Origin of the sequence: Methylobacterium fujisawaense (assembly GCF_014138435.1) — a bacterium.
Lineage (GTDB): Bacteria > Pseudomonadota > Alphaproteobacteria > Rhizobiales > Beijerinckiaceae > Methylobacterium > Methylobacterium fujisawaense.
Genome location: NZ_JACJIM010000005.1, coordinates 494050 through 507998 on the forward strand (window position 1 = coordinate 494050; position 13949 = coordinate 507998).

Below are 13949 nucleotides of genomic sequence, written 5' to 3' on the forward strand. Positions count from 1 at the left end.
TCACGTCCCAGGGACGACGCCGTCCCTACGTTTGGGCCGAGGTTGGCGACCGGCATGGGTTTCGACCGGCATATCGTGCGTCTGATGGCGGCGATGATCCTCGCGATCATCGCCCATGTCGCGCCGTCCGCCGTCCAGGCTCACGAGGGGCACGTCCACTGCGGCCACCGCGGTCGCATGGTCTCGGATGCCGCCACGGCGTCCCTTCCCGCGGCGAACCCGGGTCTCGACAAGGCGTCGGGCATCGCCGAGTTGGCGGTGACGCTGTTGACCGCGCCTCGCCTACGCGTGACCACCGGCAAGTCGACGGCATCCGTTCGGGCGGTCGATGCCGACCGATGCTGCTGCCCCGGCCCCTGCAAGCGACGCTGCTGTGGGACGACGGTGGGCGGCACATTCGGTGTTTTTGCCGGACCCGCATCACCCGCCATGCCCATGTTTCGGGCGGCCATGTTAATCCCGGATAATGTCGCCGGACGCGCGGGTATCGCTCCCGAGGCGCTGCGCAAGCCCCCACGAACCCTCGCGTGAGATGAGGCGCGCCCGAGGCGCGCGACGCCCGAGGTGCGACCGCAGTCGTGGCGTGCACCGACTATCCCGTGGCGAGGCCCATCTCTCATCTCGCGTTGATCCGGCGCCGCTGACGTAGGGTCCCTCTGCCGCTGTCTCAGCGGGATGCTCGCCCACGCTCAGCACAAGGTCGGCGACGCCTCGACGAGCCTCGCCGCCGCGTGCCCTCATTGCAGACCCGCGCCTAGACATACAGAAATATTATAGACAATAAATTGAACGTAATCCGACGAATATGGTTATGGATCTGATCGCAATTCAGCAAAAACGCAAATTACGTCTATGTATTTGCTGAACTTATGGCAGCACCCATCAACTTAAGGAGAACAAGGATGCACAAAATGTCTGGCGAGATGCAATCTTGCATCGACGAGTGCCTGCGCTGCTATCAAAGCTGCCTTGGCATGGCCTCCAACCACTGTCTCCCCGCCGGCGGCAAGCACGTCGAGCCGGAGCATTTTCGCCTGATGATGGCCTGCGCGGAAATATGCCGAACCTCGGCGCACTTCATGCTGATCGGCCTGCCCGAGCACACGCACACCTGTCGAGCCTGCGCCGAGGTCTGCGAGGCCTGCGCGCGGAGCTGTGAGGCGGTCGGCGACATGCAGGACTGCGTCGCGCAGTGCCGCCGGTGTGCCGAGACCTGCCGGAAAATGACCGCTTGAACCCTGACGGGGCGGCCGAGCCGGCCGTCCCGATTGATCAATTGGAGGAGATGATCATGAACGTTCGTACCCTGACACTCGCGATGACCCTGGCGCTGACCGGCATCGGCGCGGCCCTCGCCGCGGATAACGACCATGGCTCCAACGACCACGGCTCCATGCAGGCCCCGTCGTTCGAGCTGCCCGCAACCTGCAAGGCGGCGTCGGCCGGCAAGGAGTCCTCGATGAAGGACATGCAGGGCCACATGTCGATGGCGATGCAGGGCATGTCCGGTCAGGCGACCGACACCCAGAAGGGCCTGCAGCACGCCATGATGCAGATGAACGGCCCGATGATGGAAGGCATGATGGCCGGCGACCCCGACGTCGCCTGGATCTGCGCGATGATCCCGCATCACATGGGCGCCATCGCCATGGCCCAGGTCGGCCTGAGGAACGGCGACAATCCCGAGGCTAAGAAGATCGCCGAGAAGAGCATCCAGGAACAGGAGAAGAGCATCAAGGAGCTCACTGCCTGGCTCGACAAGAACGCCCGTAAGGAAGGCAAGCAGTAAGCCTGAGAGAACCACTTGTCCGCGGCCCAAATCGCGTCCGCTCTCGCGGGCCGCGGAGATCGAAGTCGCGCGGAGGGACCGGTCATGAGCAATTCGTCGAAAACGCATCTCGCCCCGGCGGCCCGCGCCTGCTCCGAAGGACACGGGCATGACCACTCCGTCGCTTCCCATGCGCACGACCATGCCGGCATGGCCGCGGATGACGCGGGTGCGTCCCGCGTGAAGGACCCGGTCTGCGGGATGATGGTCGACCCGCACGCGACCGAGCACCGGGCCGAGCACGACGGGCATCCCTACTACTTCTGCTCGAACGGCTGCCGGACGAAGTTCGTGGCCGAGCCGGTCCGCTACCTCGACCCCGGCCAGTCCGCAGCCAAGTCCGACCCGGTGCCGGAAGGCTCGATCTACACCTGTCCGATGCACCCGGAGATCAGGCAGGTCGGCCCCGGGGCATGCCCGATCTGCGGCATGGGGCTTGAGCCGGCGATGGTCGGCGCCGACGACGGCCCCAGCGAGGAGCTCGTCGATATGACCCGCCGGTTCCGGGTCGGGCTGGTCCTGACCCTGCCGGTGTTCGTGCTGGAGATGGGCGGGCACCTCTTCGGCCTGACCGAACGGCTCGGGCAGCAGACCTCGAATTGGATCCAGTTCGCGCTCGCCACCCCGGTGGTGCTCTGGGCCGGCTGGCCCTTCTTCGTTCGGGCCTGGCACTCCGTCCTGTCTCGGAACCTGAACATGTTCACCCTGGTCGCCCTCGGGACGGGCACGGCCTACCTCTACAGCGTGGTGGCGACCCTTGCCCCGGGGCTGTTCCCGGAAGCGCTACGCGGGCACGGCGGGGCGGTGCCGGCCTACTTCGAGGCGGCGGCGGTGATCACCGTGCTCGTGCTGCTCGGACAGGTCCTGGAGCTTCGCGCCCGCGAGAGCACCGGCGGCGCGCTGCGGGCGCTCCTCGACCTCGCGCCGAAAACCGCCCGCCGCATCCGGCCCGACGGCGAGGACGAGGAGGTGCAGCTCGATGCCATCGCCATCGGCGACCGGCTGCGCGTGCGCCCCGGCGAGAAGGTCCCGGTCGACGGCGCGGTGGTGGAGGGCCGCAGCGCCGTCGACGAGAGCCTCGTGACGGGGGAATCGATGCCCGTCACCAAGGAGGTCGGCGGCGCGGTGATCGGCGGCAGCCTCAACCAGTCCGGCTCGCTCGTGGTCGAGGCGACCAGGGTCGGGCGCGACACCATGCTGGCGCGCATCGTCCAGATGGTGGCCGAGGCGCAGCGTTCGCGGGCCCCGATCCAGCGCCTCGCCGATCAAGTCGCGGGCTGGTTCGTGCCGGCGGTCATTGGCGTGGCGGCGCTGGCCTTCGCCGCCTGGATGGCGTTCGGGCCGGAGCCGCGCTTCACCTTCGCGCTCCTCGCCGCGGTGGCGGTGCTGATCATCGCCTGCCCGTGCGCGCTCGGTCTCGCGACGCCGATGTCGATCATGGTCGGCGTCGGTCGCGGCGCCGGGGCCGGGGTGCTCGTCAAGAATGCGGAGGCACTGGAGCGGATGGAGCGGGTCACGACTCTTGTGGTCGACAAGACCGGCACCCTGACCGAAGGCAAGCCGGCCGTGACGCGGGTCGTGGCGGCGGCCGGGTTCGACGAGGACACGCTCCTGCGCCTCGCGGCGAGCGTCGAGCGGGCGAGCGAGCACCCGCTCGCCCTGGCCATCGTGGCGGCCGCCGGGAAGCGCGGGATCGCGACCGGCCCCGTCGCGGATTTCGACAGCCCGACCGGGAAGGGCGCGCTCGGCACCGTTGAGGGCCGCCGCGTGGCGCTGGGCAACGCCGCCTTCCTGCAGGAGCAAGGGGTCGACGTATCGACCCATGCGACCGAAGCCGACGAACTCCGGCGTGACGGCGCGACGGCGATCTTCGCCGGCGTCGATGGCCGGGTGGCCGGCGTCATCGCCATCGCCGACCCGGTCAAGGCCACGACGGCCGAGGCGCTGGCGGCGCTTCGGGCCGAGGGCATCCGGGTGGTGATGCTGACCGGTGACAACCGCACCACCGCCGAGGCGGTGGCACGCCGGCTCGGCATCGAAGAGGTCGAGGCGGAGGTGTTGCCCGACCAGAAGGCTGCGGTGGTCGAGCGCCACAAGGCGGCCGGGCAGGTGGTCGCGATGGCCGGCGACGGCGTGAACGACGCCCCGGCGCTCGCGGCGGCGGATGTCGGCATCGCCATGGGCACCGGGACGGACGTCGCCATCGAGAGCGCCGGGTTGACCCTGCTGAAGGGCGATCTCCTCGGCATCGTGCGGGCACGGCGGCTGTCGCGGGCGGTGATGGGCAACATCCGCCAGAACCTGTTCTTCGCCTTCATCTACAACGCCGCGGGCGTGCCCGTGGCGGCGGGCATCCTCTACCCGTTCCTCGGCATCCTGCTCTCGCCGGTCATCGCCGCGGCCGCCATGGCGCTCTCCTCGGTGAGCGTCATTGGCAATGCCCTGCGCCTGCGGGCGGCCAACCTCGACCCTTCCTCGGCCCGCTAGGAGCGCGCATGTTCCCGACCTGGCTCCATGCCATCTCGATCGCCGCGCTGCTGCTCGGGGCGGCCTGCTCGCTGCTGCTGTCGGCGCAGGTGATCCGTCACCCGCAGCACATGACCGTGATGAACGTGGTCTGGCCGATCAGCGCCCTGTTCGGGACGGTGGTCGTGGTCTGGGCCTATTTCAGTTACGGCCGGCTCGCGACCATGGAGGCGCACCACGACGCGAAGGAGCGGGGCGAGAAGCCGCCGAACACGACGGGGATGCCCTTCCCGGTGATGGTCGGCAAGGGTGCGCTCCACTGCGGCAGCGGCTGCCTGCTGGGCGATGTCGCCGCCGAGTGGCTCGCCTTCGTGGTGCCGGCCGTCGCCGTCTGGTTCGGCTGGCACTCCCTCTTCGATGAGAAGATGTACGCGGTCTGGGTCCTGGATTTCGTGTTCGCGTACGCGCTCGGGATCGCGTTCCAGTATTACGCCATCGTGCCGATGCGCGGGCTATCCCCCGGCGAGGGTCTGGTGGCGGCCGTGAAGGCGGACACCGTCTCGCTGATCGCCTGGCAGGTCGGCATGTACGGCTTCATGGCGTTCGCCCAATTCTTCCTGTTCCCGCACTGGGCCGGCCAGCGCGCCCCGGTGAACTCGGTCGAGTTCTGGTTCGCCATGCAGGTCGCGATGGTGGCGGGATTCCTGACCAGCTACCCGGTGAACTGGTGGCTCGTCGGCTCCGGCATCAAGGAGCGGATGTAGGCCGGTCCGCGCCTATCGGCGGATCACGAGGAGCCAGAAGAGGACGGCGCACGCGTCCGCGAGCATGCAGATCCGGTATGCCGCCTCGTTCGGGGAAGGGCGCATGCCCGCCCCGGTTGCGGCGCGACAGCTCGGGCACCTCGTCGCGTCGGTGCGAACCGTCCGCCCGCAGCAACCGCACTTGGATAAGAGCATGGGCGCCCCTGCCGTCCCGTGCCGAGATCTCGCGGGCCGCCGCACCTCGGTGAGGCCCCTGCGTACGGGCCGACAGGATCACCTTCTGGTCGGCCGCGACGGTCCTGAATGGCTTCGTAGTGCGGCGAGGCAGGCCGACGAAGTACGTCTTCGGTGGTAGCGAGGTTTCCGGCGGCTCAAGGCGGGATGGCGGCTGCTGCCGCCGGCGGTTGGCACGCGACTCCGAGGCGTACGCATAACGGGTAACGTTATGCGTACGCGTTACACGATGGGGGCGTTCGCCGACCGGGCGTTCCTCAATCCGAAGGCCTCCCGCGGCCTATCTGTCCGGTCGCCTTCGGGTCCGGCTCGCGCTCGCGCCCACACCGAGCCTCCACGCGGACCGCGACCGTTTCTTCACCGCTCGCGGCGATGATACCGGTAACGGCTTGGGATGGCGGGCATGGTGACGGAGAACGGGGTCTGGACAGCCGCGGATCGGATACGGGCCAGGCCGGCACCGCCCGGTGGCACCAAGGAGCGGGTCTCGGTCCGCACGGTCCGGAGGGAGCTCGGCGGCGGGTCGTTCGGCGACATCGCTCGCGAGCTCAGGAAGTGGAAGGACAGGGAGGACTACCGGCCGGCCATCGAACGGGCGGACCTGCCGGAGGCGTTCGAGAGGCGGCTTACGGTGATCGGGCGGGAGCTGCTTGAGTTGGCCCGGGTCGAAGCGGCCCGGGCGGGTCTGGCGGACTTCGTCGGAGCCGAGGATTGCAGGGCCGCGGCGAGGGATCTGCTCGACGAGGCGCTGGACCGGGTCGATCTCTTGGAGGAGCGGGTCGCGGCGTTGCAGGTCGAGCTCGACCGGGTGCGGGCCGTCGGCACTCAGGCCGGCGGGGCCGCGCCGCCCGTTTCCGCCGCGGGAGAGGCGGACTCCCTCGCGCAGGGTCGCGCCGGGCCCGGGTTTGTCGATACCGCGCACGGGCTCAAGCTGGCGCGAGAGGCGAACGACTTCTGGGGGCAGGTGCGGGACGCGGTCGAAGCGGCGGTGCGCCAACGCGGCCCCATGGCGGTCCACCCGCTCCTGAGAGCGCTCCCGACCCGGCTCAAGCAGGAGGGCGAGCGGGCGGGTTTCCCGCTCACCGAGGCGTGGCTGCGCTATCACCTCCTGCGCCTGGTGCAGGACGGCAACGGGCTGACCCTCGTCGGCCATCGGTTCGGGCTGGCCGAGCCCGAGCCGGACGTCGCGGCGACGCCCGAGCCGCCACTCGCCGAGGCGGTCGCGGCGATGGGAAAGCGGCCGTTCTGGCGCTTGTTCATGCGGGAGGTCCACGCCCTTCTCGCCAGAGGCGGGGCACAGACGGCGGAAGGCATCCTCGGCGGCCTGGATCCTGAGTTGGTCGCGGCGACGGGGCGCTTCCAGAGGATCACGCCCCGGCTGCTCCGGTGGAAGCTGCGCCAGCGCATAGCGGAGCGGAGGCCGTTCGAGGAACTCCCGGACGAGCGCTTCGCCGCCCTCGTGGGCGAGGCTCCCTGGGACGGTGAGAGCCCGGCCGAGGCCCCGGCGGCGAGGGCCGGATGACGCCCGCGGCCGAGGCCCGCGGCGAGCGGGGCCACCGCGACGCGACAGCCGACTTATCCGACGCCCGCTCGAAGGCTACGCCGCGGGGTCCGGCCGCACCGGCGGAGTTCGTTGTCGTGGGGCCACCGGCATCCCGGCCGACGGCGGAACATCGGCCGCGCCGCGAACGTCTTCGGTGACCGTCGGGATCCGCGCGTGCGGTCCGGCGCCCTCGGAACCCGCGCCCGCGGCTGGACGCCCGATGACGACGGCGGCCACCCGTGACACGGTGCTCGCCCATCGCGCGATGGTCGGACGGCACCAGCGGATCGGGTCCAGGGCGTCGGCGTGGTGGTTGGTCGGTCCCTCGTCGAGGACGGCGCGATAGTGGCCGATGCGGTTGCGCGACCTCCGGACGCTCTCGGCCAGCCGCTGGAATGACGACCGAATCCCTCCGGCCGGCTTCGTCGCGCCGGTCACCGGGGTCAGCGCGGACGCCCGACGGGCTTAGCGATGGCGAGCACGCCCTTCAGGCCGCTCCCGAAGCGGGCGATCGTCTCCCGGTGCCCGCGCAGCTCGCTGTAGGGCAGGTAGCGCAGGTCGAGCTCGGCCACCCGCGAGAAGGCGGGCCGGGCGAACTGCGCGCGCACGTCCTCCTCGCGGTTGTCGGGCGCCACCAGGAAGAAGTTGCGCGCGGCCCCGCCCTCGACCCCGAGCGCCAGGTCGAGCATCCGCACGATGCCCGAGTAGATGCTCGTCGTGTGCTCGACCTCGAAGGCGGCCGCGACGTCGCCGTCCGCCTTGTCCAGCCAGATCACGTCGATGAGCCGGACCATCTCGGCCGACCCATTCGCCGTCAGCCGCCCGGGCAGGCGGTCGAGGCAGCCGTCGGACAGGCGGCCGGAGGCATAGGGGCGGTTGCCGTCGTTCGACGCGATCCAGACGTCGAAGCCGAGGGCGAGGCCGAGGTCGCGCAGCCAGCCCTGGACCTCGGTGTGGGTGTGGTCCGCCTCACGCGCGGCGAGCGCCGCCTTGGAGGCCGTGGCCGCGGCCTCCGCCCGCACTCGGTCGAGATCCTCGCGCCAGCGCGCCAGCGCGGCGGCCCCGTCGCGCTCCGGCAGCGGGTATCGCCCGGACCCGACGTCGAACAGGAAGCCCGCGATGGCGCCGTAATCGTTGGAGAGCAGGCCGCGATGGGCGGCGTTGAGGGCGACGATGCCCCGGCGCATGGCGAGGTACTCGTCCCACTTGCCGAGCTTCACATTGGCGCCGGCGATGGCGTTGTAGCCCTTCACGATGGCCGTGTTGAACGGGGGCACAAGTGTGGGGTGCAGGAAGTACAGCAGGTTCGCCGCGGCCGGACCCAGCCCCTTGATGCGTTGCCGGTCGAGGCCGTGGATGGCGGCCAGCACCCCGTCCTCTGCACTGCAGCACAGGCAGGCGTCGAGGAACCGGCCGAACGCAACCTGGTTGGCGCGGTCTTCGTAGATGTCGGGGATGCGCAGCTTAGGCTTCCAGAGGAATGCGTGGTCGGCGCCCTTGAAGACCTGGCGCTGCTCCGCGATGGAGTGGACCACCGTTTCCAAGGACGAGCCGCGATAGGCGTTGCCGAACGCGTCGGCCCGGATCTCGTCTATCACCGCCTGGAGGCCGCGCCGGATCGAGCGGAAGTTCTTGATGCGCTCCTCCCACAGGAACCAGGTCCGATAGGAGGCGCCGGGGTCCTCGCGCCAATGCCGGATCAGGTTGCCGATCCAGGCCTCGTCCGAGGGGCGGTGATCCGTCCCGGTCTCGTCAGTCAGGCGCATCGGCGCGGCATTCCCAAAATCCGGCTTCGGCCCGGAACATACCATTCCCGCCCCGGTCGGCGCTGTCGTCGGCAAGTCTCACCGGCGCGCCTCCGGCGGGACAGGCGGCGCGGACCCCGACGGGTCGCGGCGGTCGGAACGGCGCAGTTCGAGCGGCGCTACCATGCCTGGTCGCAGGCACGGGTCCATCAGGTCGACATCGAAGCGGGACCGGCCGACCGCCCGCGGTGCTCTCCCTCATCGAGGAAGTCGATTAGAGCGTTCATCGCCGGGTAGGCCGCCCGGCAGATCAGGGTCGTGGCTTGGCGCTCCTGAACCACCAGACCGGTGTGGATCAGACGGCGCAGATGATGGGACAGCGTCGAGGCCGGGACATCGACGCGCTGCTGGAGCGCACCGACCGGCAGGCCGTCATGGCCCGCCCGGACGAGCGTACGGAACACCTTCAGGCGGGTCAGATTGCCGAGCGCCTCCAATTGTCGTGCCGCTAATTCGAGTTCCATGGAATTACCATGAAGACGCGGAACGGACCGTGCAACCCCTATTTCTATCAATCCGGAACTACCGCAGCGGCTCGGTGGTCGACCGCACGCTCCGGCGCCGCGAGGTGTCGATCCTTCGCGGCCGGCCGTTGCGCTCCTTCACGTTCGAAAGTCCGGCACCATCAGCGCGGCGGGATGTCGAGGGGGCATCGGGTCCACCCGCACCGGCGCCGATATCGGTCGCGAGGCGCTGCGTGGCCAGCCATCCGGCTTATCCTCTGACGCGACAGACGTAGCCGAACCGTCGCCGGAGCCATCGCCGATCTCGGCCTGTGGCAGCGGCGTGGCATCCCCGATGCGGCGTCGCCTCTGATTTCTCCCGGAGACAGCTTGAGCAGCTCGACCAGCCGCTTCCCGCCGAAAGCGCCTCCATGTTCCGGCTCGGGTACATACCCGCAGGTCGCAACCCGTAACGGGTCACGCATAGCGATAGACGTTACGGGTTCCAAACGGTTTCCGGAACCTGGAACGCCGATCCTTCGCCGGCCCCCGGCTCCCGCGGCGAAGCGGGAGCCGGGGCCGGCTCGCGTCGTCCGAAGCCCGGTCCCGCGGGCCGCGCGGACGACGGTCACGAATCCTCCCGCTCGTCGCCACGGTTCGGCGCCAGGCCGACGAGGACGCAGGGGTCCAAGTCCCAGTCGTCGAAACCGGGGTCGAGCAGGCCAACCCCGTCCGCCGACAAGGCGTAGAACGCCTCGTAGGGGTTCGCCTCCCAGCGCGGGGTCGCCGTCGGCGGCACGTTCCGGGCGACGTGGCCCCGACCGGCCCGTGCCCGCGAGGAACTCGTCCCCGCGCGCGCTCGCCGGGCGCTTCCGGAGCGACCGGGACGACCGGTCCCGGGTGAGGCGACGCGCGGCCGAGGGGCCAGCGAGACGCGGTTCGGCTTCGTGCGGTTCATCATGGCTCTGGTCCTTTCCGTCAGGCGCGGAGGCGGGCGGGTTGCGTGGCGCGGAGGCGGGCGGTCGCCACCGGCGTCGGGCGGGATTTGCGGAGGCGTCCGCCTGCGGCCCCGGCGGTGCCGACCGGCGCGCCCTGGAGAACCGGGTCGCCCAGGGCGGCGGCACAGTCGAGGAGCCGCTCGTGCAGGTCACGGTCCCGAGCCGGGGAGAGCGGCGACATGAGCGCGGTCAGGTCACCCGTCTCGAAGCGCTCGGCGTCCGGGTCCGCCGAGACGGCGAGGAGTGTGGCCGCGAGCGCGACCGCCGCGTACCGCATGCTCTCGCCGAGATCGCCCGCGAGCAGCCGCATCTGTTCCAGCGGCGAGAGCCTTGGTAGTTTGAGCGGCAGAACGCGCGGGGCGATCCGCCAGGCCGGCTGGCCGAGCTCACTGTCGCACCGAAGGTGCCAAGCCCCCGACGCGGTCGCGTGCAGGGCCTGGGCCGCGGTCAGCCGGCACGCCGTGGCCACGACGCGCAGGTGTCCGGGTTTGCCCGGACCGCCCTCGCGAAGCAGGTCCGTCGGCAGGACGGCGATCACGTCGCCTTCCGACCGTGCCGCCAGTCCCGAGAGGACGGCCGCCGCGTCGCGGGGATCGGGGCGGAGCAGGTCGAACGAACCCGAGAGGCGTGCCAGGCCACAGGCCTGGGCGCCGTTGGCGCCGACCGCGACGAGGGTCGGACGGGTACCGGCGGCGGTCAGGCCGCCGGCCACCAGCGCTGCGGCCAGCAGCCCGGTGCGGTCGTTGGAATGGATGGTCGCGATCACGGCGTCCTCCTTTGGGCCGATGCATCGAAGGAATCTTGCCATCCCTATTTCCATATGTCTAGAAGTACCGAATTTACTGGTTATCGGATCCCTGGCCGCGCTCGCTGACAGTCTATCGAGTCACTCGCGCTCCTAAGGTCGCGCCGATCACTGTCATCGTCCCGCTCTGCCCCAGGGTCGCGCCGCGGGTACGTCCCGGCATCGGCGCCGTTCCGGGCGCCCGCCGCGCCGGCATGCCGGTCGGAGCCGCCTCTCGCCGGCGCTCCGGGTCATCTGTGCGACAATGCGTGGCGCGTGGAGCTCCCAGGACCGGCGCACTTCGCGCGCGATAAGCCAATGCCGCCTTGCACGTTCGGAGCGCGCGGACCTGCCTCGTGCCGGTCGTGGCGAGCGTATCCCCGGAGCGGCGTCACCGAGCCACCTCACGCACATGCGTAAGTAATCCTGCGGACCCAAGACTGTAACACTACGCAGCCGTTAACCATGCCAGAAATCCGGCTCTTGATAACGAGCAGAATATGCTGTTCATTTCCGCTCTTTTGCCTTACGATTCACGGATCAATCACAACCGGTCCGACGTCGCGCGCCAGGTGGCCATTCCACCGGGCGTGCCGGCGTCCGGATTCCGTCATGGAGATTGCCCTTGATCTCTGCCTTCTTCGGCTCCGCCGGCCGGACCCATGCCGCCTACGCCGCGCTCCTCCTCGCCGACGCCTATGGCGTTCTCGGCCGGCCCGTCACGCTCCTCCGCGTCAGGTTCCCCGAGGAGGCGCCGTTGCCGGGCCGGACGGTCACGGAGGAGGGCCTCACCGTGATCGAGCGCGAGGCGCGCGACGCACGCGAGGCGGGCGAGATCGCGGCCGAGGCCGTGGGGCGGGACGATGATCTCGTCCTCGACCTGCCCGCGGCGTGCCTGGAAAACCTCGGGCTGAGGGCGCGCATCGACGCGCCGGTTCTGCCGGTAGGGCCGACCCCCTTCGAGGAACATGCCGCAGCGTCCGCGCTCGCGGGCATGAACGCGTCGGAGGATTTCGGTCTGGACGTCGTTTCGCCGCCCTGGCTTCTCGGCTGCGGCCGAAGCGGCGGCGCCTCCGCCGCCGACGCGTTCGGCCGCGTCATGCGCGGGCACGAGGCGCTCGTGCCGGGTCGAGGTCGTATCCGGACCCTGCCAATGGTCGTGCCGGCGTTCGGCCGCGGGGAGGCACAGCGCATCGCCGAAGGGGATCGCACGAGCCGCAGCCTCGTGGCCTCCGTGGCCCTGCTCGCGGCCCTGCGCGCCGCCGCCGAGGAGCCAGCAGCCGACGCGGTCGACACCGCCGCCTACGCCGCCGCCCTCGGCGTCGACGCCGAGCAGGCACGAAGCCCGGACGACCGGGAGGCCGGCGACCGGCTGCGCGACCTCGCCGACGAACTCCAGGGCATCCGCGACCAGGTCAAGCCGACGCCGGATGACTTGCAGGGCGCCCCACGCTTGGAGCGGTGGCGGTCTGCCACCCGGTCCGTGAGGGTGCTCACCGGCGACGTCTACGGCCATCCGAACTTCCCCGATGGGCGGCGCATCACAACCAGCGACCTGTATGCCTCCGATGGCCGGCGCTGGGCGCGCACCTTGTCGAGGTATTTCGTCCTGGGACACCCCGACGCCGGCGCCGAGCGCCTCGACCGGCACTAGCCCTCCGACATCCCGTCCGACGAACCCCGCCCGCGCGCCTCGGCACGCGGGAGCGGGGCCGTCTTGCCCATCGCGAGCCCGGAGGACGCATGCGCCCGAGCGACGACCCCCAGCCCTCCGACCCGACTTCCCTGCGCTGCGAGCTGGCCCGGGGATGCCACCCGCTCGCGCTCTGGCGCACGGAACGGCTTCCGAACATCGCGGCCGCCGCGATCCAGGAGGTCCGCCGAGCCCTCGCCGGTGGCGTCTGCCTGCATCACAAGTCCTGGCCCGCGGCCCGGAGAGGCGAGGCCGCGGCCGCCATCGCCGTCACGCTCGACCTCACCCGGGGCACCGAACCGGATCCCGCCGTCGTGGACCTCGCGCTGTCAGCGGTGCTCGTCGCCGCCTGGCGGGGGGATGCGGCGGCGCGCACCGTCCTCGCCCACGTTCTCGCCAGGCTGTCGCCGAACCGGCGCGGCGGTCGTCCGGTCCGACGCGAAAGGTTGCGGCCCAGGCGCCGCCCCCCGCCGCGGCGGTGACCGCCGCCGCCTCCCGAACAGCGAGACGATCCTGAGAACCCAGGAGCCAAACACGTGCGAATCTGGACTTTCAGCGACTTGCACCGCGACCTGTCGCGGGCGCCCTGGGCACCCGCGCACATCCCCGACGCCGACGTCGCCGTCGTCGCGGGCGACGTCGGGCAGGGCCTGGCGGACACCGTCCTATGGCTGGGCCAAACCATCCGTCCGCTCATGCCGGTCCTGGTCGTCGCGGGAAACCATGAATTCTACGGCTCGGCCGTGGACGAGGAGCGCGCGCTCGGGCGCCGGGCCGCGGAACGGCACGGCGTGACCCTGCTCGACGACGATACCGTCGAGATCGGCGGCGTCGCCTTCTCCGGTGGCACGCTCTGGACCGACTACGGCCTCGACGGCGACCGCCGGCGGGCCATGGCGGCCGCGCAGGCCGGTCTCAACGACCACCGCTGCGTGGCGACGACCCGAAATCCAGGTTGGCGCACCTTCCGGCCGGGGGATGCAGCTGCCCTGCACGCCACCACCCGCGGCTTCCTGCTCCGCGCGCTGCTGGAGGTCGACCCGCCGGACGCGCGGGTGCGACCGCACGTCGTGGTCACGCACCACGCCCCGGCCCGTGCCTCGCTCGACCCGAGCTTTGCCGGAAGCGTGCTGAACCCGGCCTTCGCGAGCGACCTCGGCGGCCTCATCGCCGCCGGCCGCCCGGATCTCTGGCTCCACGGCCACGTCCACGCCCGTCGAGACCACCGGATCGGCCCGACCCGGATCCTGTGCAACCCCCTCGGCTACGACGGCGAGAACCCCGCCTTCGACCCGGCCTGCGTCGTCGAGGTGCCGTCGTAGGCCGCCCCCGCGGATGCGTCCCGAGAAACGGGACCCGCCGCGCCCCGGCCCCGGACCCCAACCCACCCT

The 13949-nt window shown here is 70.7% G+C and carries 13 protein-coding genes; 9 read left to right on the forward strand and 4 right to left on the reverse strand.

Annotated elements, in window-relative coordinates; translation table 11 throughout:
* Nucleotides 1–54 precede the first annotated feature (54 nt).
* The 6 genes from GGQ91_RS18130 (at nucleotide 55) to GGQ91_RS18155 (ending at nucleotide 6814) form a co-directional block, all read left to right on the forward strand.
* A complete protein-coding gene (locus GGQ91_RS18130; protein WP_050735118.1) occupies nucleotides 55–531 on the forward strand; it encodes a hypothetical protein in 477 nt (158 codons plus the stop codon).
* A gap of 371 nt (nucleotides 532–902) precedes the next feature.
* The gene (locus GGQ91_RS18135; RefSeq protein WP_050735119.1) at nucleotides 903–1235 is read left to right on the forward strand and encodes a four-helix bundle copper-binding protein; all 333 of its coding nucleotides are present in this window, start codon (nucleotides 903–905) and stop codon (nucleotides 1233–1235) included.
* Nucleotides 1236–1285: 50 nt separating this feature from the next.
* Nucleotides 1286–1789 carry a DUF305 domain-containing protein gene (locus GGQ91_RS18140; protein WP_246410790.1) on the forward strand — a complete coding sequence of 168 codons (504 nt, stop codon included), beginning with the start codon at nucleotides 1286–1288 and terminating at the stop codon, nucleotides 1787–1789.
* An 84-nt stretch (nucleotides 1790–1873) separates the two neighbouring features.
* Entirely contained in the window at nucleotides 1874–4315 is a 2442-nt protein-coding gene (locus GGQ91_RS18145; protein ID WP_050735120.1) for a heavy metal translocating P-type ATPase, read from the forward strand.
* Between the two features lie 8 nt (nucleotides 4316–4323).
* Nucleotides 4324–5058 carry a DUF4396 domain-containing protein gene (locus tag GGQ91_RS18150; protein WP_050735121.1) on the forward strand — a complete coding sequence of 245 codons (735 nt, stop codon included), beginning with the start codon at nucleotides 4324–4326 and terminating at the stop codon, nucleotides 5056–5058.
* A gap of 637 nt (nucleotides 5059–5695) precedes the next feature.
* Nucleotides 5696–6814 (forward strand): DNA-binding protein, encoded by a 1119-nt coding sequence (locus GGQ91_RS18155; RefSeq protein WP_050735158.1) that lies wholly within the window; start codon nucleotides 5696–5698, stop codon nucleotides 6812–6814.
* 464 nt (nucleotides 6815–7278) lie between these two features.
* On the opposite strand, the gene GGQ91_RS18160 is transcribed toward GGQ91_RS18155, so the two are convergent.
* From GGQ91_RS18160 to GGQ91_RS18175, 4 genes are all read right to left on the reverse strand, one after another.
* The gene (locus GGQ91_RS18160) at nucleotides 7279–8601 is read right to left on the reverse strand and encodes a type II restriction endonuclease (protein WP_132252724.1); all 1323 of its coding nucleotides are present in this window, start codon (nucleotides 8599–8601) and stop codon (nucleotides 7279–7281) included.
* Between the two features lie 188 nt (nucleotides 8602–8789).
* Nucleotides 8790–9104, reverse strand: a complete 315-nt coding sequence (locus tag GGQ91_RS18165) for an ArsR/SmtB family transcription factor (RefSeq protein ID WP_053620341.1) — start codon at nucleotides 9102–9104, stop codon at nucleotides 8790–8792.
* A gap of 607 nt (nucleotides 9105–9711) precedes the next feature.
* The gene (locus GGQ91_RS27950) at nucleotides 9712–10044 is read right to left on the reverse strand and encodes a hypothetical protein (RefSeq protein ID WP_132252722.1); all 333 of its coding nucleotides are present in this window, start codon (nucleotides 10042–10044) and stop codon (nucleotides 9712–9714) included.
* 17 nt (nucleotides 10045–10061) lie between these two features.
* Nucleotides 10062–10847: a hypothetical protein gene (locus tag GGQ91_RS18175; RefSeq protein ID WP_132252720.1), complete on the reverse strand. Its 786-nt coding sequence runs from the start codon at nucleotides 10845–10847 to the stop codon at nucleotides 10062–10064.
* Nucleotides 10848–11490: 643 nt separating this feature from the next.
* Between GGQ91_RS18175 and GGQ91_RS18180 the strand changes: the two genes are divergently transcribed.
* The 3 genes from GGQ91_RS18180 (at nucleotide 11491) to GGQ91_RS18190 (ending at nucleotide 13880) form a co-directional block, all read left to right on the forward strand.
* Entirely contained in the window at nucleotides 11491–12519 is a 1029-nt protein-coding gene (locus GGQ91_RS18180) for a hypothetical protein (RefSeq protein WP_132252718.1), read from the forward strand.
* An 89-nt stretch (nucleotides 12520–12608) separates the two neighbouring features.
* A complete protein-coding gene (locus GGQ91_RS18185; protein ID WP_132252716.1) occupies nucleotides 12609–13040 on the forward strand; it encodes a hypothetical protein in 432 nt (143 codons plus the stop codon).
* A gap of 54 nt (nucleotides 13041–13094) precedes the next feature.
* Nucleotides 13095–13880, forward strand: coding sequence for a metallophosphoesterase (locus tag GGQ91_RS18190; RefSeq protein ID WP_132252713.1), 786 nt, complete (start codon nucleotides 13095–13097; stop codon nucleotides 13878–13880).
* Nucleotides 13881–13949: the final 69 nt, after the last annotated feature.